The 18141-nt window shown below is 73.3% G+C and carries 14 protein-coding genes; 9 read left to right on the plus strand and 5 right to left on the minus strand.

Annotated features, from left to right (window positions below):
- The first annotated feature begins 293 nt into the window (after nt 1-293).
- Both OG462_RS09615 and ptsP read left to right on the plus strand, forming a co-directional pair.
- Nucleotides 294-743, plus strand: coding sequence for a PTS glucose transporter subunit IIA (locus tag OG462_RS09615; protein ID WP_406056396.1), 450 nt, complete (start codon nt 294-296; stop codon nt 741-743).
- Between the two features lie 80 nt (nt 744-823).
- Nucleotides 824-2494 (plus strand): phosphoenolpyruvate--protein phosphotransferase, encoded by a 1671-nt coding sequence (gene ptsP, locus OG462_RS09620; protein WP_406056397.1) that lies wholly within the window; start codon nt 824-826, stop codon nt 2492-2494.
- Nucleotides 2495-2566: 72 nt separating this feature from the next.
- Here the strand turns inward: ptsP and OG462_RS09625 are convergent, their stop codons facing one another.
- Together OG462_RS09625 and OG462_RS09630 are read right to left on the minus strand one after the other, a co-directional pair.
- Entirely contained in the window at nt 2567-3466 is a 900-nt protein-coding gene (locus OG462_RS09625; protein WP_406056399.1) for a hypothetical protein, read from the minus strand.
- A 23-nt stretch (nt 3467-3489) separates the two neighbouring features.
- On the minus strand, nt 3490-4776 hold the full coding sequence (locus OG462_RS09630; RefSeq protein WP_406056401.1) for an MFS transporter: 1287 nt from the start codon (nt 4774-4776) through the stop codon (nt 3490-3492).
- 46 nt (nt 4777-4822) lie between these two features.
- Between OG462_RS09630 and OG462_RS09635 the strand changes: the two genes are divergently transcribed.
- Nucleotides 4823-6142 (plus strand): aminotransferase class I/II-fold pyridoxal phosphate-dependent enzyme, encoded by a 1320-nt coding sequence (locus OG462_RS09635; protein ID WP_406056403.1) that lies wholly within the window; start codon nt 4823-4825, stop codon nt 6140-6142.
- A 99-nt stretch (nt 6143-6241) separates the two neighbouring features.
- On the opposite strand, the gene OG462_RS09640 is transcribed toward OG462_RS09635, so the two are convergent.
- A complete protein-coding gene (locus tag OG462_RS09640; RefSeq protein WP_406056405.1) occupies nt 6242-7849 on the minus strand; it encodes a serine protease in 1608 nt (535 codons plus the stop codon).
- A 121-nt stretch (nt 7850-7970) separates the two neighbouring features.
- On the opposite strand from OG462_RS09640, the gene OG462_RS09645 reads away from it, so the two are divergent.
- The gene (locus OG462_RS09645; protein WP_406056407.1) at nt 7971-8852 is read left to right on the plus strand and encodes an RNA polymerase sigma factor; all 882 of its coding nucleotides are present in this window, start codon (nt 7971-7973) and stop codon (nt 8850-8852) included.
- Nucleotides 8849-9937 carry a CU044_5270 family protein gene (locus OG462_RS09650; RefSeq protein ID WP_406056409.1) on the plus strand — a complete coding sequence of 363 codons (1089 nt, stop codon included), beginning with the start codon at nt 8849-8851 and terminating at the stop codon, nt 9935-9937. The genes OG462_RS09645 and OG462_RS09650 overlap by 4 nt, the downstream gene beginning before the upstream one ends.
- 148 nt (nt 9938-10085) lie before the next feature.
- Here the strand turns inward: OG462_RS09650 and OG462_RS09655 are convergent, their stop codons facing one another.
- Nucleotides 10086-12056 carry an acetoacetate--CoA ligase gene (locus OG462_RS09655; protein ID WP_406056411.1) on the minus strand — a complete coding sequence of 657 codons (1971 nt, stop codon included), beginning with the start codon at nt 12054-12056 and terminating at the stop codon, nt 10086-10088.
- 215 nt (nt 12057-12271) lie between these two features.
- Here OG462_RS09655 and OG462_RS09660 point away from each other — a divergent pair, with 215 nt between their 5' ends.
- Entirely contained in the window at nt 12272-14731 is a 2460-nt protein-coding gene (locus tag OG462_RS09660) for a TIM-barrel domain-containing protein (RefSeq protein ID WP_406056413.1), read from the plus strand.
- A 198-nt stretch (nt 14732-14929) separates the two neighbouring features.
- Here OG462_RS09660 and OG462_RS09665 read toward each other — a convergent pair whose 3' ends face one another.
- Nucleotides 14930-15466 carry an NUDIX domain-containing protein gene (locus OG462_RS09665; protein ID WP_406056415.1) on the minus strand — a complete coding sequence of 179 codons (537 nt, stop codon included), beginning with the start codon at nt 15464-15466 and terminating at the stop codon, nt 14930-14932.
- Nucleotides 15467-15526: 60 nt separating this feature from the next.
- Between OG462_RS09665 and OG462_RS09670 the strand changes: the two genes are divergently transcribed.
- The 3 genes from OG462_RS09670 to OG462_RS09680 all read left to right on the plus strand — a co-directional run bounded on the left by OG462_RS09670 (nt 15527) and on the right by OG462_RS09680 (nt 18081).
- The gene (locus OG462_RS09670; RefSeq protein ID WP_406056417.1) at nt 15527-16348 is read left to right on the plus strand and encodes a M15 family metallopeptidase; all 822 of its coding nucleotides are present in this window, start codon (nt 15527-15529) and stop codon (nt 16346-16348) included.
- An 84-nt stretch (nt 16349-16432) separates the two neighbouring features.
- The gene (locus OG462_RS09675; RefSeq protein ID WP_406056418.1) at nt 16433-16897 is read left to right on the plus strand and encodes a Zn-ribbon domain-containing OB-fold protein; all 465 of its coding nucleotides are present in this window, start codon (nt 16433-16435) and stop codon (nt 16895-16897) included.
- Between the two features lie 26 nt (nt 16898-16923).
- Entirely contained in the window at nt 16924-18081 is a 1158-nt protein-coding gene (locus OG462_RS09680) for a lipid-transfer protein (RefSeq protein ID WP_406066447.1), read from the plus strand.
- Nucleotides 18082-18141 lie beyond the last annotated feature (60 nt).

Genomic DNA, 18141 nt, shown 5'->3' on the forward strand with positions numbered 1-18141 from the left:
GTCCCCCTGACCACGTCCCCTGCGAGCATGCAGAGGTGTAGACCACTGGGGTTAGGATCTGGCTTGATAGGTGCTGCCGACCCGCGACTCAAGGCCGCGTTGGGGTCAGGCAGGAGTACGACAGTACATCCCACCGTCAGTCGAGGCAAATCGTTTCCGGTAGTCCCTAGCTCCGCCCAACTGGTACGTCTCGTGCGGAACTAGGACTTCTTATGACTTACGCTTCAGAACAGTACGCCGTCCAGGACAGGTAGTGACGGCGCCACACAATCTCCGCCCCTGGGAGGCTTCCCATGACAACCGTGACGTCGCCGCTTGCTGGACGCGCCATCGGTCTCGCCGCAGTTCCCGACCCGGTCTTCTCCGGTGCGATGGTCGGTCCCGGTACCGCCATCGATCCCGTACGTGAGCCCTCTGAGGCCGTCTCCCCCATCGACGGGGTCATCGTCTCCATGCACCCGCACGCGTTCGTCGTCGTCGACGGCGAGGGCCACGGTGTGCTGACCCACCTCGGCATCGACACCGTTCAGCTCAACGGGCAGGGCTTCGAGCTGCTCGTCCGGAAGGGTGACACCGTGACGCGCGGACAGGCCGTCGTGCGCTGGGACCCCTCTGCGGTCGAGGCCGCCGGTAAATCCCCCATCTGCCCCATCGTGGCCCTCGAGGCCACTGCGGACTCGCTCTCCTACGTCGTCGAAGACGGCGACGTGAAGGCCGGCGACAAGCTCTTCGGCTGGAGCTGAGCCGGTTCGTCCCCGTGACGACCGCGAGTTCGACATTCAACGCGGCGGCAGGTGCCGCCGCTCTATCGGAGACGGGTGAGATGGAGACAACGCTGCGAGGCGTCGGCGTCAGCCACGGTGTGGCGATCGGCGAGGTCCGGCACATGGGCACGGCGGTTCTCGAGCCGCCGGCCAAGCAGATTCCGGCGGACGAGGCGGAGCGCGAACAGGGGCGCGCCCGTCAGGCCGTCGAGGCTGTCGCTGCCGACCTCAATGCACGCGGCAACCTGGCCGGAGGCGAGGCTCAGCACGTGCTCGAGGCCCAGGCGATGATCGCCCAGGACCCGGAGCTCATCGCCGATGTGGACCGCCGGATCGCCGTGGGCAGCACGGCCGAGCGCGGTATCTACGACGCCTTCTCGCACTATCGCGAGCTGCTCGCCGGTGCCGGTGAGTACATGGCCGGCCGCGTCGCCGACCTCGACGACGTACGGAACCGGATCGTGGCGCGCCTCCTCGGTGTGCCGATGCCGGGTGTGCCGGACAGTGACGAGCCGTACGTGCTGATCGCGCGGGACCTGGCGCCCGCCGACACGGCGCTGCTCGACCCCGCGCTGGTGCTGGGGTTCGTGACCGAGGAGGGCGGGCCGACCAGCCACAGCGCCATCCTGGCGCGGGCGCTGGGTGTGCCGGCCATCGTCGCGCTGCCGGGCGCGGGTGAGATCGCCGAGGGCACGCTCATCGCGGTCGACGGTTCGACCGGTGAACTCTTCGTGGACCCGAGCGAGGAGAAGAAGGCGGAGCTGACCCAGGCCGCCGCCGCTCGTAAGGCCGCGCTGGCGACCTCCAGCGGCCCGGGCGCGACCTCGGACGGGCACAAGGTGCCGCTGCTCGCCAACGTCGGTGGTCCGGCGGACGTGCCGGCTGCGGTGGAGGCCGGTGCCGAGGGTGTCGGTCTGTTCCGTACGGAGTTCCTCTTCCTGGACGACAGCAAGCAGGCGCCGTCCGAGGAGAAGCAGATCGAGGCCTACCGCAAGGTGCTCGAGGCTTTCCCCGAGGGCCGTGTGGTCGTGCGGGTGCTCGACGCCGGTGCGGACAAGCCGCTGGACTTCCTGACGCCGGTGGACGAACCGAACCCGGCGCTCGGCGTCCGGGGTCTGCGATCGCTCCTTGACCACCCTGAGGTGCTGCGGACGCAGTTGACCGCGCTCGCCAAGGCCGTCGAGGGCCTGCCGGTGTACCTCGAGGTCATGGCGCCGATGGTGGCCGACCGTACGGACGCGAAGGCCTTCGCCGACGCGTGCCGTGAGGCGGGGCTGCGGGCGAAGTTCGGTGCGATGGTGGAGATTCCCTCGGCCGCGCTGCGGGCGCGCTCGATCCTCCAGGAGGTCGAGTTCCTTTCGCTCGGCACCAACGACCTGGCGCAGTACACCTTCGCGGCCGACCGTCAGGTCGGTGCGGTGTCGCGGCTCCAGGACCCGTGGCAGCCGGCGCTGCTCGACCTGGTGGCGCTGTCCGCCGAGGCGGCGAAGGCCGAGGGCAAGAGCTGTGGTGTCTGTGGCGAGGCGGCCGCCGACCCGCTGCTCGCCTGTGTGCTGACGGGTCTGGGTGTCACCTCCCTTTCCATGGGTGCTGCCTCGATTCCGTACGTGCGGGCGACGCTTGCCAAGTACACGCTGGCGCAGTGCGAGCGGGCCGCCGCCGCGGCGCGTGCCGCGGACTCGGCGCACGAGGCGCGCGTGGCCGCGCAGGCGGTGCTGTCCGGGGAGTGATTCCCGGGGGTGCTTGACGAAGGGGCTTTCCGTCACCGAGGTGGCGGGGAGCCCCTTCGTCGTGTGTGTGGGTCAGTGGTGGGTGGTCCAGTCGTCGTCGGGGTCGGGGTCGAGGGGGAAGCCGGCACGGTGGTCGACGCCCGGTTCCGGGGAGAGTGGTTCTCCGGTGCGGGCGTCGGTGCAGTAGGCGGCGAAGACCTCGGCCTCGGTGAGCGGGGCGAGGGTGCCGCCGGTGAGGCGCCAGCCGTGGAGCCGGTCGCGGTCGCCGGGGGTCGTGGTGCGCAGGACGAGTCCGCCGGGGGCTCCGAGGACGATGCCCGCGGCAAGGACTGCGGTGAACTCGGCGGCTGCGGCGTCCTCCACGGCCGTGGGCGAGGTGGTGCCGTCGGCGTGGAGGACGGCGAGGAGTTGGTCGTCGGCCGCCGGGACGCTGCAGACGAGGTGGTGGGTGCCGGGGCCGGCTGCGTCCAGGAGTCGGGCGAGGAGCCGGGCCGCGCGCTCGAAGGCGGCCCTGCCGATGTCTTTGCCGCAGGTGGCGCAGTCGCCGGTGGTGGCGAGGACGGTGGTGGCGTACTCCCAGGTGGCGTGGCGGACGGCGGTGTCGACCAGCTCGGGGAGAAGGGTACTGAGGGGCTGCCCGGTATAGGTGACGTGGGCGCCGGTGGCGGCGAGGTGGGCGGTGAAGCGGCTGCGGCTGGTGGGGTGGTCGGGGTCGATGGCGGTCTCGGCGCAGTAGGCCGCGTACTCCTCGGGGTCGAAGAGGGTGACGGTGGTGTGGCCGCCCTGCGTGGCGAGGGTCCTGAGGAGGGCCTCGACCTGGCGGAGGTAGGTGGTGTGGTCGTCGAAGGCGAAGGTCCGGTACTGGCGCATGGCCGTGAAGTCGTGCTCGTCGGCGAGGAGGCCGACGGTGCTGGGGACTTCGCGGCGCAGGGCGCGGCGGAGGTTCGCTCGGGTGGTGCCGGTCCGTGTCATGTCTCCCCCTGGTGACGGTCCGATCAGTGCTCACTCACCGTAACCTTCGCCACTGACAGTGACGTCCTGGGGAGGCGTCGGCGGACCAGGCGGTTCTGGGCGGCGCTGGTGGCGACGAGGGCCGCGCCGAGGAAGGGCCAGGCCAGGGGGCCCGCGGAGACGAGGCCGGTCATGAGCAGGGGGCCGACGAAGCGCTGGGTGGACTGGGCGAGGCCGTGGACGCCGAGGTAGGCGCCCTGGGCGTCGTCGGGGGCGAGGGCGACGGAGATCTCCCAGGACGCGATGGTGTGGATCATCTCGGCGAAGGTGAGGACGACGGCCGCGGTGATCAGGGCGGCGATGGCGAGCGTCCGGCCGCCGAGGGCGGAGACGGCGAGGGCGACCGTACCGACGATGAAGAGGATCGCGAGGGGGACGAGCAGGCGGCGGGCGGCGTCGGTGGAGGATCCGAAGCGCGAGAGCGGGACCTGGAAGATCACGACGAGGGCACTGTTGGCGACCATCAGGAGCGGGGCGAGGCCGACGGGGGCGTCGGTGGCGTGGACGATCCAGAGCGGCAGCGCGACCTGGAGGATCGAGTCGTGGAGGTAGAAGACCGAGTCCGCCGCGGTGAAGCCGAGGAAGCCCCGGTCGCGCCAGGGATTGGAGGGCCTGGTCGCGGGAGCGGCATCGGCGGACGCAGCGGCGATCCGGGAGGTGGCGGGGGCCGGGGGTTCGGCGCAGCGGAGGGTGAGCGCCGCCATCAGGAGGTACGAGAGGGCGTCGCCGACGAGGAGGAGGTGGAACGCGGTGGTGGTGCCGACGGCGAGGGCGGCCGCGGCGCCGAGGCCTCCGAGGGTCCAGCCGATGTTGGAGGTGGTGCGGTTGATGGCCTGGTAGCGGACGCGGTCGGGGCCGGCGACCCGGGCGGCGTAGAGCTTGGTGAGGACGTTGGTGGCGCGGTCGGGGAGGGCGCCGGCGGCCGAGAAGAGGACGAGCAGCAGGTAGTCGTCGGTGGTGAGGAGGGCGAGGAGGGCCGCGGCACGCAGCAGTTGGGTGCAGATGATGACGCGGACGAGGGGGAAGCGGTCGGCGAGTCGGCCGCCGAGAGGAGCTCCGGCGATGCCGGCGGCGCCGGAGACGGCGATGAGGAGGCCGACCTCGCCGAGACCGAGGCCGGTGACGTAGGTGAAGTAGAGGGCCATGGCCGTGGACCAGAGTCCGGTGCCGCACTTGTCGATGAAGCCGACGACGAGCATGCGGCGGCCGTCGGGGCCGCCGGGGATGCGGTCCTTGAGGGCTGTTCTGGTGGAGTGGGTGGAGCGGCTCAATGGGTCCCCCTTGCGAACTTCTTTGTATTGATACATAGTTGATTACGTGGCAGCACAATATTCGATCGAAGGCACGACAGCCAAGGGGATCGCAGCTTCCGTGGAGCGGGGCGTGACCGAGGGCGGGCTCTCCCCCGGCGACGCCCTGCCGCCCGTGCGGCGGCTCGCCGACGCCCTGGGGGTGAGTCCGGGGACGGTCGCGACGGCCTACAAGGAGCTGCGGCAGCGCGGGCTGATCGTCACGCGGGGCCGGGGCGGGACGGTCGTCGCCGAGGTGCCGTCGGTGGCCTCCCGACGTCCACCGCGGGTGCCTCAGGGCTTGGTGGACCTGGCCGGCGGGCATCCCGACCCGGCCTTCCTCCCCGTCCTGCGTCCTCCGTCGACGGTCGCCCCGGTGTACGGGTCCCATCGCGCCGCGCCACGGCTCGCGGCGCTCGAAGAGGCGACCCGGCAGTGGTTCGCGCGGGACGGGGTGCCGACGCGGCATGTGACGTTCGCGCACGGGGCGCTCGACTGCATCGCGCGGCTCCTCTCGACGGAGCTGCGGCCCGGTGACGCGGTGGCCGTGGAGGATCCGGGTTTCCACCATCTGCTCGATCTGGTGCCCGCGTTGGGGCTGCGGACGGTCCCGGTGGCCGTGGACGACGAGGGGCTCGTACCGGAGTCGCTGCGGGCAGCGCTGCGGGGCGGGGTGCGCGCGGTGGTGTGCAGTCCGCGGGGGCAGTGTCCGACCGGGGCGTTCTTCACGCGGTCGCGTCGGGACGAACTGGTCGCGGTGCTACGGGAGTTCCCGGAGGTGCTCGTGGTGGAGGACGACCACAACGCGGAGATCGGCGGGGCGGCGGCGTACACCCTTGCGGCTGCGGGGCTCGAACGGTGGGCGCAGGTGCGGACGGTGTCGAAGCACCTCGGGATCGACCTTCGCTTCGCCGGGGTCGCGTGCGACGCGATCACGCTCGCGCGCCACGACGGGCGGATGCTGATGACCTCGGGCTGGGTCAGCCACGTTCTCCAGGAGACGGTGGCCGGTCTGTTCTCCGACGGGGCGGTACGCGCGCTCGTGGCGGCGGGCGAGGAGGCGTACGCCGAGCGGCGCGCGGCTCTGATCGGCGCGCTCGGGGTCCATCGAATCCGGGCGGTCGGGGCAAGCGGGCTGAACGTGTGGGTGCCGGTCCGGGACGAGTCGGCGGTCGTCAACGGGCTGCGGACACAGGGCTGGTGGGTCGCCGCGGGGGCGCGGTTCCGGATCTCCGCCCCGCCGGCCGTACGGATCACGACGGCGACGCTCGCACCCGGGGACGCGGCGCGGCTCGCGGCCGATTTCGCGGAGGTGCTGGGCGACACCCAGGCGACGTACGGGGGGTGACCCGTTGGGGTTCGCCTCCGGGGGGGGGGCGACGGGCAGGCGTGAGCGCTCCGGGAAGGGTGGTCCCTTCCCGGAGCGCTCGGACACGGTCTCGTCAGATCATCGCGTCCGGTAGGCGTTCGTCAGGGTCTGGGTGAGGGTGTTGCCCTGGGTGTCGGTGAGTTCGGCGCGCAGAGAGACGGACCCGCCGGGGCCGGGGGTGCGGAATCCGGCCTGGCCGTCGACGACGGGGACTCGGGTCCAGGTGGTGCCGTTGTCGGTCGACAGGGACACGGTGAGGGAACGGACTCCGCTCGCGGCGGCCGCACCCTGGACGGTGACGGGTACGCGCACGAGGGTTCCCGCCGGGGCGGTGCCGCCGAGGTCAAGGGCCGGGGTGAAGCGGACGGTGCTGAGGGGCAGTGCGGTGGGGCGGGACGCGGCGGCCGACGTGAAGGTCCAGGCAGTGGTGACGCGTCCGCTCGTCGACGTGCCGTCGCCGCGGATCGCCGTGGCTGACAACCGGTACGAGGCCCGTCCCGGCGTGGTGGTGAACGTGGCGCGGCCGGGGTCGCCCTGCTCGGTGCCGATCAGGACCCCGTCGCGGTGGAGCGTGGTGGTGGCGCTGTGGAAGCGCGGGGCGGTCGGCGCGTGGCCCTCGCCGTCGGCGAGCAGCGGCAGGTCGAGGGCGAGGGTGTCGCCGTCGCGGACGCCCGCCGGGCGGGCGCCGGGTGCGGTGTCGAGCGCGGGGCCGAAGACGGCGTTGTCGAAGGTGTGGGTGGTGGTGGCGCCCGCGCGTACCACGAATCCGTTGGCGACGTAGCGGTTGGGCGGGGTCTCGGGGGCCGCGGGTCCGGCGTAGCCGACGTCCCACAGCCCGCGTTCCGGGGTGACGAGGAAAGTCGCTGTGCCGGGCAGCGGGAGGGGCCGGACAAGGCCGACGGTGGGGCCGGCGCTGGGTTGGATGTCGACGAACGCGGTTCCGGTCGCGCCCTCCGGGGCGGCTCCGCGGACCTTGACGCTGGCCAGGGCCGTGGCCTCGGGGTGGCGGACGAGGCCGGTCAGGGCGCGCGCGGAGGTGAAGACGTAGCCGAGCGCGTAGTCGGCGCGGGCGCCGGACCAGTAGGTGTCGATCCACTCGTTGACCGAGCCGGATTCGGCGGTGGGGCCGAGGTGGGCCACGCGCAGGCCGGCGCTCGACATCATGATGTTCGCGGAGCGGGTCGTGCCCTCGTGGGTGGCCTCGACGAACGCCATGCTGTGCAGGTAGCGGGCACCGGACTCCGGCGGCCGGACGTCCACCGGGGCGGTCGTCCGGGCGTCGACGGTGACCGTCGTGTCGTGGTCGAGGTCCAGACGGGGCTGGACGATCCAGTCGGTGCCGGTGGCCGGGTCGGCGCCGTTCAGGGTGGAGTCGAGCAGGTAGCGGCCCTTGGGCAGGCGGACGGTGACCGTGCCGGACGCGTCGTAGGGCGAGGCCGAGGCGTCGGCGCCGGCACCCGAGAGGCCGGTGACGTTCGTCCGGTAGCCGCCGGTGGCGGCGCCCGCACGGTCGAGGTGACGGATGGTCAGCGCGTACGTCTCCGGGGCGGCGGCCGACGCGGTCGCGCCCGGGGGCAGGGCCGTGAGGGAGGTGCCTGCCAGTACGGCGGCCAGGGCCAGGGTGCGCAGGGCCGTACGGCGGGTCGCGCCCCGGGGCGTACGGCTGGACGTCGAGGAATCGTTCATGCCCAGCACTGGGCGTGGCAGGACCGGCGTTCCCGTGACCTGGGCCACACCGGCGAGAGGTGTGGCCCAGGTCACGGGAACCCGGACGAACCAGCGTCCAGTGCCTTGTGTGGAATCACCTATGAGAGATCGTTTCCGCGCCGGGGACCCCTCCGCGCTCGGCGAGGCGTACGACGAGCACGCACGCGTGCTGTACCACTACGCCTTCCGGGTGTGCGGGGACCGGGCGGCGGCCGAGGACGTCGTCTCCGCCGCGTTCCTCGAGGCCTGGCGTTGTCGCGGGAAGGTGCACGCCGAGGGCGGAACTCTGCGCCCGTGGCTGCTCGGCATCGCGACCAACATCATGCGGGGGTCCGCCCGCGAGGCACGGCGGCGGGACGCGGCGCTGGCCCGGATGCCCGAGCGGGGCGTCCTGCCGGACTTCGCCGACGACGTCCTCGCCCGGATGACGGACGGGGAGCAGGTACGGGCCGCCCGCGCCGCACTCGGCAAGCTCCGGCGGCGGGAGAGGGAGGTCTTCACGCTCGTGGTGTGGGCCGGGCTCGACTACGCCGCAGCCGGGGAGGCGCTGGGCATTCCCGTGGGGACCGTCCGGTCCCGGCTTTCGCGGTCGCGCGAACGGCTCCGGAAGCTCGCCGACGCCGAACTGCGCGCCGCCCGGCGCCAGGAGCGCTCCGTCGCGTCGGCGGTCCGCTCGGGCGGGCGGGCGGTTGGCGGCGTCTCCCGGGTGGTCGCCGGATCACGCGGCGAGGGCGAAGGGCCGGGCGGGCAGGCCGTCGCCGTGGCCCTCGGCACTCACGAGCGTGAACCCGTGCCCGTACCCGAATCGGCGCGCGAACCCGTACTCGTACCCGAATCGGCGCGCGAACCCGTACCCGGGCGCGGGCCGGGGTCCGGCCACCTGTCCGGGCCCGATCCAGGGTCCGTCACCGGAGCCGCTTCCGTCCGCCCGACCGTCCACCCGGCCCTCTCGCCCCGACCCACCTCGGAGAAGCAGGCATGAACACCTCCGCCCCCCGCCCTCCGCACACCGCCCCTGACGCGCTCCTGCGCGCCGAGCTCACCGCGCTGCTGCCCCCGCCGCCGGTGGCCGACCTGACACCCGACCGGGACATCGCCCTGCGCCACGCCGTCCTGCGGAACGCCCTGGCCGACGGAGCCGGCGCGGACACCCGCCCGGTCCCCAGCCGCCGGTCGCGCCCCGGGCTCCGGCTGGGCTGGATCATCGCGCCCGTGTCCGCCTGCGCGGTCGTGGCCTGTGTCGCCGTCCTCGCTCCCCAGGACCCGTCGGCCGGGTCCCCGGGCCGTCCGCACGTCGGACAGCCCGCCTCCCCCGACGCCGTACGCGTGCTGTCCCACGCGGCGCTCGCCGCCGCTGCCGCACCCACGCCGGACGCCCGGGCCGAGGGGTACGTGTACGTCAAGAGCCTCGTCGCGCACGCGGGGCGCGGCGCGGCCGGCGGCTCCGCCACGCTGCCGCCCGCCCATCAGCGCGAGGTGTGGCTGTCGGCCGACGGCAGCCGGGCCGGCCTGCTGCGTGAGCCCGGTGCCGCCGACACGACGCTGGGCCCCCGGCTGCCCGTGTACGAGCTGGACCACCGCGGGGCCACGCCCCGGAAGACCACCGCCGAGGCGGCACCTCCGTCCGTCACCAACCCGACGCACACGTACGTGGCGACGCTGCCCACCGAGCCGGATGCGCTGCTGCGGCTGATCCGCGAGCAGACCCGCGGGACCGGAGGTGATCCCGAGCAGCGGGCGTTCACCGCGATCGGGACGCTGCTCGCCGAGACCTGGGCCCCGCCGAAGGTCACCTCCGCGCTGTACGAGGCGGCGGCGCGGATCCCCGGGGTCACCGTGCTGCCGTCCGCCACGGACGCGGCCGGTCGTGAGGGTGTCGCCGTCGCCCGTGCCTCCGGCGGCGAGCAGACTCAGTGGATCTTCGACCGTACGACGTCGGCGTTCCTCGGCGAGCGCACGGTGCTCACCGGGACCACGTCGGCCGGGCGGGCCGGCACCGTCCTCGGTGTCTCGGCGGTGCTCGCCAAGGCGGCGGCCTCCGCACCCGGGGAACTGCCGAAGGCTTAGGGGCACGCCCTGGAGCCGGAGGACGCCGGGGTGGGTCGGAGGACGCCGGCGTAGGGCCGGGAAACGCTCGGGGCCCCGATCCGGTCGGATCGGGGCCCCGGGTCGTGTGGGCGCCTATGGCCTGTCCGACCAGATACGCCGGACAGCCCTAGCCGCGGCGGGTGGCCGCCAGGGTCTCGTAGAAGTGCAGGAGACCGAGGTCGTCGACCGAGCCGGCGTTGACGGCCTTGGCCAGGGGGGTGCCCTGGAGGAGGCGCTTGACCGGGACCTCGATCCGCTTGCCCGTGAGGGTGTGCGGGACGCCCGGGACCTCGATGATCTCGTCGGGGACGTGACGCGGGGACAGTTCGGTGCGGATCGTCCGCTTGATGCGGGCGATCAGCTCGTCGTCCAGAGTGGCCCCCTCGACGAGGTGGACGAAGAGCGGCATCCAGTAGCCGCCGTCCGGCTCCTCCAGGCCGATCACGAGGGATTCTCGGATCTCCGGGAGGCGTTCGACGGCCTCATAGATATCGGCGCTCCCCATCCGCACGCCCTGGCGGTTCAGGGTGGAGTCGGAGCGGCCGTGGATGACGACCGAGCCGTGGTCGGTGATCGTGATCCAGTCGCCGTGACGCCAGACGCCCGGGAACATCTCGAAGTAGCTGTCGCGGTAACGGCTGCCGTCGGGGTCGTTCCAGAAGTGGATCGGCATGGACGGCATGGGGTTGGTGACGACCAGTTCGCCGACCTCGCCGATCACGGGCTTGCCGGAGGGGTCCCAGGCCTGGAGGTCGGTGCCGAGTCCCGCCGCCTGGAGTTCGCCGATGTGGACCGGGAGGGTGGGGACGGCGCCCGCGAAGCAGGAGCACACGTCGGTGCCGCCGCTGACGGAGGCGATCCACAGGTTCTCGCGGACCTCGTCGTGGAGCCAGCGGAAGCCGTCGGGCGGCAGCGGGGAACCGGTGGTGGCGACGCACTTCACCGCCGAGAGGTCGAAGTCGCGGCCGGGGTGCACGTCCGCCTTGGCGCAGGCCATCACGTACGCGGCGGAGGTGCCGTACAGGGTGGCGCGGGTGCGTTCGGCGACGCGCCACTGGGCGGCGGTGTCGGGGTAGCCGGGGCTGCCGTCGTACAGGACGACCGTCGTGCCGGTGAGCAGGCCGGAGACGAGGAAGTTCCACATCATCCAGCCGGTGGAGGTGTACCAGAAGAACACGTCCTCGGCGCCGAGGTCGCAGTGCAGGCCCAGCTGCTTGACGTGCTCGACGAGGATGCCGCCCTGGGACTGGACGATCGCCTTCGGCAGGCCGGTCGTGCCGGAGGAGTACAGGACCCACAGCGGGTGCGAGAACGGGACCTGCTCGTAGACCGGCTCGACGTCGGCGGCGACGAGGTCGGCCCAGTCGAGGGTGCCCTCGGGGGCCGGGGTGCCGAGCAGCGGGATGTGGACGACCGCGCGGAGGGTGGGGAGCTCGGCGCGCAGCTCGGCGACGGTGTCGCGGCGGTCGTGCTCCTTGCCGCCGTAGCGGTAGCCGTCGACGGTGAAGAGGACGACGGGCTCGACCTGCTGGAAGCGGTCGAGGACGCTGCGGGCGCCGAAGTCCGGGGCGCAGGAGGTCCACACGCCGCCGACGGCCGCGGTGGCGAGGAGGGCCACGACGGACTGCGGGACGTTGGGCAGGTAGCCGCTGATCCGGTCGCCCGGCCGGACGCCGAGGGCACGGAGTTCGGCGGCGAGGGAGCCGACCTGGCGGCGGAGTTCGCCCCAGGTGATCGGCGCGGGGTCATGTGTTTCGTCCACATGGAGCAGGGCCGTGTCATGGGGGCGCTCGTCGGCGGCGCGCAAGGCGTGCTCGGCGTAGTTGAGGGTGGCCCCGGGGAACCAGTCGGCGCCGGGCATCGAGCGGTCGCCGAGGACACGCTCGTACGGGGTGGAGAAGCGGATGTCGAACCACTCGACGACCGCCTGCCAGAAGGCTTCGAGCTCGTCGACGGACCAGCGGTGGAGCGCCGGGTATCCGCCCTCGGCCGGGGCGCCGTGGTGTTCGGCGGCCCAGGTCTGGAAGCGGGTGACGGCGGCCGTGGCGATGCGTTCCTCGTCCGGCTGCCAGAGCGGCTCGGTCTGCGCTGATGTCATTGGGGCGGCTCCCTGGCTGTACGCGGGGTCGGCGTGTGTCCCGCGCACGTGCTGGGGTGTGCGCGTGACGCGGCTGACAGGACGATGCCATGTGATCGTCTTTCGCACCAGGGCTGGCCGCCCATGGTCGGGGAGTTGAATATGTGCTCCCACCACGGGTGAACGACAGTTGAACGGAGCCTGTTCCGCCCCAGGTGGGTGGCAGGCTGAGCTGCATGGACGGTCGTGAACTGGTGCGTTCGATGAAGGTGTTCGGCTCGGTGCAGGGGTTGCGGACGGTGCGGGCGGCGTGGCGGCAGCGTCGCACGGACGCGTGGGGGCTGCCGCCGAGGGGTGCGGAGCGGGCCCGGGTACCGGGGCTCGCGACGGGGGCGGAGGCCGCGCCCGGTGGGGGGACCATTCGGTTCGCGCGGTCCTCGCTGCGGATCCGTGTGTCGTCGGGCGGCACCGTGTTCTGGGGGTGGGACGGGGCCGAGCCGCTTCCCTCGTACGCCCTCGCCGGCGAGGCACCGGATGCGGATCCGCGGGCGTCGCTCGAGCCAGACACGGACGGCGGCTGGCGGATCGTGTCGGAGCGGGTGACGGTGGCGGTCTCCCGGCACGGGGCGGTGGAGATCCGGACGCCGGGCGGGGTGATGCTGCGCCGGGACCTGCCGCCGCGCTGGTGGGAGCCGGTGGCGGGTGAGAAGGCGGCCTCCCCGGGGGCGAACGGGGACTCCCCGGAAGCGAACGGGGGCTCCTCGGGTGCGAACGGGGACTCTTCGGCTGCGGGGCCGGTGGGCGCGGGACGTGCCGCCGGGGCGCGCTGGGTGCAGCGCAGTGAGGTGCCGGCGGACGGGCGCTTCTTCGGGCTCGGTGGGCGGTCGGCGGGGCCGCGGCTGCGGGACGGCTCGTACCGCCTCTGGAACACCGACCCCAAGGGGAGTTTCGGCCCCGGGGACGATCCGCTCTACCTCACCATGCCCGTCCAGTTCGTCGTCTCGGACGCGGGGACGCACCTGGCCTTCCACGACAACTCCTGGGACGGCCGGGTCACCCTGGCCGAGGGTGAGGAGGGCGCGGGGTCCGGGCACGACCGGCCGGGGACCAGCGAGGTCCGGATGGGCGGCGGGCCACTGCGCTGCTGGGTGGTGGTCGGCACCCCCGCGCGCGTACTCCACGGCTGGGCGGCCCTCACCGGCGCTCCGGCGCTGCCGCCGGACTGGGCGCTCGGACCGCAGCACGCGCGCTGGGGGTTCGGCAGCGAACGCGAGGTGCGGCGGATCGTTGCCGGGTACCGGGAGCGGGGGCTGCCGCTGTCCGCCGTCCACCTGGACATCGACCACTACGACGGGCACCGGGTGTTCACCGTCGACCGGGAGCGGTTCCCCGATCTGCCGGGGCTCGCGAAGGAGCTGCGGGAGCAGGGCGTGCGGCTGGTGTCGATCGTGGACCCGGCGGTGAAGGCCGAACCGGGGAACGCGGTGTACGACAGCGGGCGGGCGGCGGGGGCGTTCGTCCGCGACGCGCGGGGCAACGAGGTCCACGGGGTGGTCTGGCCGGGCGAGTGCGCCTACCCGGACTTCACCGATCCGGCGGTACGGGAGTGGTGGGGCGATCTCTACGAGGAGCGGCTCCGGCAGGGCTTCGCCGGCGTCTGGCACGACATGAACGAGCCCGTGTCCTTCGCGCCCTTCGGTGACACGACCCTGCCCCGCTCGGCACGGCACGACCTGGACGGCCGGGGCGGAGACCACCGCGAGGCGCACAACGTGTACGGCCTCACGATGGCGCGGGCCGGGTACGAGGGGCTGCGCCGGCTGCGGCCCGACGAGCGGCCCTTCCTCTTCTCGCGTTCGGGCTGGGCGGGCATGCAGCGGTACGGGGGCACCTGGTCGGGCGATGTGTCGACGGGGTGGCCGGGGCTGCGCGCCTCGCTCGCCCTGGTCCTGGGGCTGGGACTGTGCGGGGTGCCGTACTCGGGGCCGGACGTGGGCGGTTTCGACGGCAGCCCGACGCCGGAACTGTTCCTGCGCTGGTACCAGCTGGGCGCATGGCTTCCGCTGTTCCGTACCCATGCGGCGATCGACGCGGGGCGGCGCGAGCCGTGGGAGTTCGGCCCGGAGGTCCTGGAGCACGCGCGCGTGGCGCTGGCCGAACGGGAGCGGCTGCGGCCGTACTTCACGAACCTGGCGCGGCTCGCCCGGATGACGGGCGCGCCGTACGTACGCCCGTTGTGGTGGGGGACGCCCGAGGACCGGGTGCTGCGCGACTGCGAGGACGCGTTCCTGCTCGGTGACGCGCTGCTCGTGGCGCCGGTCCTGACCCGGGGCGCCGACCGGCGGGCGGTGCGGCTGCCGCGCGGACGCTGGTACGACACGGCGACGGGGCAGGCGTACGAGGGTCCCGGGCAGGTGCTGCTCGACGCGCCGCTGTCCCGGGTGCCGGTCCTGGCGCGGGCGGGGGCGGTGCTCCCGGTGCGGGGCGAGGACGGCGAACCGGCCCTGGAGGTCTGGGCGCCCGCCGCCGGGCGGACGGGCGGCGGGCTCGTCGTACGGGACACGGGGGACGGCTGGGAGTCGGCCGAGATCGAGCGGTACCAGTCACGGCTCGTGGACGGTCTGGTGGTCGTCGAGCGGGTGACGGACGACGGCGCAGAGGAGGCCGGGCTGCCGGTGCGGGTGCGGGGGGTGTAACAACCGGGCGGGGGTCGTAGCGATCCGGCGGACGTCGGGTGGGGCCTCGCGGGCGCGCGGCCCCACCCGAAGCCCGGATGCCCGGAAACCCGGATGGCAGGGTGCCCGGGTGCCCCGAAGCCCGGATGGCAGGGTGCCCGGGTGCCCCGAAGCCGGATGCCCTCAGGGCCTGTCCTGCGGGTCAAGGTCGGACACGGCCTAGTGGTACGCCCCCGCGAACCACTTCCGTACCGCCTGCGTGTGGAGCGGGAAGGCCAGATCCTCCGGTGCGTGGAGGACGTGGTGGCCGCTCGTCTCGTTCGTCGGGGCCGAGGCCGGGAGTTCGGCGGCCGGGCGGGGCGGCAGGAGGCCGAAGAGGAGGAGGTGGCCGGCCGGGGAGCTCATCGCGTCGGCGAGGCTCACGTCCTCGGCGGAGGCAGCGATCCCGGTCTCCTCGTGGAGTTCGCGGGCGACGGCGGCGCGCCAGTCCTCTCCGTGGTCGATGAAGCCGCCGGGCAGGGCGACCTCGCCCCGCGCGGGCTCGATGGTGCGGGTGATGACGACGAGGCCCGTGCCCGTTCCGTCCGTGACGGGAAGCAGGGCGACCGCGACGGGAAGCGGGTTGCGGTAGGCGGTGTGGCCGCAGGCCGGGCAGGTGCGGGGCCAGCCGGCGTCGGCCGGGTGGGCGGCGCCGCACGCGGTGCAGTGGTAGGTCGCCTGCGAGGTCGGGCGCGAGGTGGTGTGGGAGTCCTTCACGGGCCGACCGTATGCGATCACCCTTTCCCGGCGCTGCCGGAACTGATAGAGACGGTGCGCATGACAGGACTTGCTTCCGCTTTCCGTACTCTCGCCGTCACGGCCGCGGCCGGACTGCTCGCCGTCACGGGCGCCGTCGCCGCCCCCGCTCCCCCGGCATCCGCCGCGCCGGAGCCCAGGGCGCCACGGGAGTTCGTGGCCCTCGGTTCGGTGGACCGGACGATCCTTCAGGAGATGCGCTACACGACGGCGCACAACTTCGTGGGCGAGCCGGTGGACGGCTACCGGCAGCCGCTGTGCATCCTGACCCGGCCGGCGGCCGAGGCGCTGCACCGCGCTCAGGTACGTCTCCTGGCCCGGGGCTACACGCTGAAGGTGTACGACTGCTACCGGCCGCAGCGGGCCGTCGACCACTTCGTGCGCTGGGCGAAGGACCTGGCGGACGAGCGGATGAAGGGGGAGTTCTATCCGCTCGTCGACAAGTCGAGGCTGTTCGCGGACGGTTACATCGCCGAGAAGTCGGGGCACAGCCGGGGCTCGACGGTGGACCTGACGATCGTGCGGCTGCCGGCGGTGCCCACGCGCGCGTACGTACCGGGCGAGCGGCTCACCGAGTGCTACGCGCCGCAGGCGGACCGGTTCCCGGACAACTCCGTGGACATGGGGACCGGGTACGACTGTTTCGACACGCTCTCGCACACCGACGATCCCCGGATCCAGGGTGCGCAGCGGGCCAACCGGCAGCTGCTCAAGAGCGCGCTCGTGGAGCAGGGCTTCGTGAACCTGCCGGAGGAGTGGTGGCACTTCACCTTCAAGCCGGAGCCGTTCCCCAGCACGTTCTTCGACTTCCCGGTGGCGCGGAGGTCGGTGGCCGGGCACTGAGCCTTTCGCGTGCGGGGCTCCCGTGCCACACTTCTGACGGTTCGTCAGATCAGTGACGGTCGGTGGTAGGCACGGGAGGCCTCGATGGCACGGACACGCAGACCGGTGGTGGCCGGGTGGTTCACCGACGACACCGTGCCGGAGGCGGAGTTCCGGCTGCTCGGCACCCGTTGCACCGCCTGCGCCTCGGTCTTCTTCCCGCGCGCGGACGACGGGTGCCGCAACCCGGTCTGCCCGGGCGACGGGGAGCTCGCCGACTTCCCGCTCTCCCCGCGCGGCCGGGTCTGGTCGTACACCGACGGGCGCTACCGTCCGCCCGCCCCGTACGTCTCCGCTCCGGACGCGCCCTGGGAGCCGTACACCCTCGTCGCCGTCGAGCTGGCGGCCGAGGCGATGGTGGTCCTCGGGCAGGCCGCTCCGGGAGTGACGACGGCCGATCTGGCGATCGGGACGGAGGTCGAGGTGGTGCCCGGGGTCCTCAATGAGGACGACGAGCACATCTGGACCACCTGGAACTGGCGGCCCGTCGCACGGGAGGAGCGGTCGTGAACGACATCGCCGTACTCGGGGCCGGGATGCACCCGTGGGGCAAGTGGGGGCGGAGCTTCGTCACGTACGGGACCGCCGCCGCCCGCGCCGCCCTCGCCGACGCCGGCCTCGACTGGACGGACGTCGGTTCCGTCGTCGGCGCCGACACCATGCGGTGCGGATACCCGGGCTACGTGGCCGGGGCGACGTTCGCGCAGGCCCTCGGCTGGCAGGGCGCGCGGGTCACCAGTGTGTACGCGGCCTGCGCCTCGGGCGCGCAGGCGATCGGGACCGCCCGGGCGCAGATCCTCGCCGGACTCGCGGACGTGGTCCTGGTCGTCGGCGCGGACTCGACACCGAAGGGGTTCTTCGCACCGGCCGGAGGCGAGCGTCCCGACGATCCGGACTGGCTGCGGTTCCGGGTGCTCGGGGCCACCAACCCCGCGTACTTCGCGCTGTACGCGCGCCGCAGGATGGCCCTGTACGGGGACACGCCCGAGGACTTCGCCCAGGTGAAGGTGAAGAACGCGGCTGCCGGCGCGCTCAATCCGCTCGCCCGCTACCGCGCGCGCGTGAGCGCCGAGGAGGTCGCGGCCTCGGCCGTCGTCGCCGATCCGCTGCGGCTCCTCGACATCTGTGCCACCTCGGACGGGGGCGCCGCACTCGTGCTGTCCAGCATGGAGTTCGCGCGCCGCCACGGGCACCCCGACCCGGTGCGGGTCCGGGCCGTGTCGACGGTCTCCCCCACGTACCCCAAGGCAGTGCTCGACCTCCCCGACATCGCGACCGACTCGGCGGTGGCCGTCGCCCCCGCTCCACATTCCTTCCGCGCCTCCATCGCCCGTGCCGCCTACGAGGAGGCGGCGATCGGGCCCGAGGACCTGTCCCTCGCGGAGGTCTACGACCTGTCCACCGCTCTGGAGCTGGAGTGGTACGAGGACATCGGGCTGTGCGCGGCGGGCGAGGGCGCCAAGCTGCTGCGGGACGGGGCGACCGCGCTCGGCGGACGCCTGCCCGTCAACACCAGCGGCGGACTCGCCTCGTTCGGGGAGGCGGTGCCCGCCCAGGCGATCGCCCAGGTCTGCGAGCTGACCTGGCAGCTACGGGGTACGGCGGGCGACCGGCAGGTGCCGGGGGCGCGGGTCGGCATCACCGCGAACCAGGGCCTCTTCGGGCACGGGTCGGCGGTGGTGGCGGTGCGCTGAGGTTCCCCGGTCGACGGAGCTCAGGGCAGTGCACTGAGGCTCCCCCGGCCGACGGAGCTC

The sequence above is a fragment of the Streptomyces sp. NBC_01077 genome, assembly GCF_045162855.1.
GTDB lineage: Bacteria > Actinomycetota > Actinomycetes > Streptomycetales > Streptomycetaceae > Streptomyces.

What these genes read in the sequence shown, in the direction of transcription:
- OG462_RS09615 (WP_406056396.1), top strand. Translation starts at nt 294, where the DNA reads ATGACAACCGTGACGTCGCCGCTTGCTGGACGCGCCATCGGTCTCGCC.
- ptsP (WP_406056397.1), top strand. Translation starts at nt 824, where the DNA reads ATGGAGACAACGCTGCGAGGCGTCGGCGTCAGCCACGGTGTGGCGATC.
- OG462_RS09625 (WP_406056399.1), bottom strand. Translation starts at nt 3,466, where the DNA reads ATGACACGGACCGGCACCACCCGAGCGAACCTCCGCCGCGCCCTGCGC.
- OG462_RS09640 (WP_406056405.1), bottom strand. Translation starts at nt 7,849, where the DNA reads ATGAACGATTCCTCGACGTCCAGCCGTACGCCCCGGGGCGCGACCCGC.
- OG462_RS09645 (WP_406056407.1), top strand. Translation starts at nt 7,971, where the DNA reads ATGAGAGATCGTTTCCGCGCCGGGGACCCCTCCGCGCTCGGCGAGGCG.
- OG462_RS09650 (WP_406056409.1), top strand. Translation starts at nt 8,849, where the DNA reads ATGAACACCTCCGCCCCCCGCCCTCCGCACACCGCCCCTGACGCGCTC.
- OG462_RS09655 (WP_406056411.1), bottom strand. Translation starts at nt 12,056, where the DNA reads ATGACATCAGCGCAGACCGAGCCGCTCTGGCAGCCGGACGAGGAACGC.
- OG462_RS09660 (WP_406056413.1), top strand. Translation starts at nt 12,272, where the DNA reads ATGGACGGTCGTGAACTGGTGCGTTCGATGAAGGTGTTCGGCTCGGTG.
- OG462_RS09670 (WP_406056417.1), top strand. Translation starts at nt 15,527, where the DNA reads ATGACAGGACTTGCTTCCGCTTTCCGTACTCTCGCCGTCACGGCCGCG.
- OG462_RS09675 (WP_406056418.1), top strand. Translation starts at nt 16,433, where the DNA reads ATGGCACGGACACGCAGACCGGTGGTGGCCGGGTGGTTCACCGACGAC.
- OG462_RS09680 (WP_406066447.1), top strand. Translation starts at nt 16,924, where the DNA reads ATGCACCCGTGGGGCAAGTGGGGGCGGAGCTTCGTCACGTACGGGACC.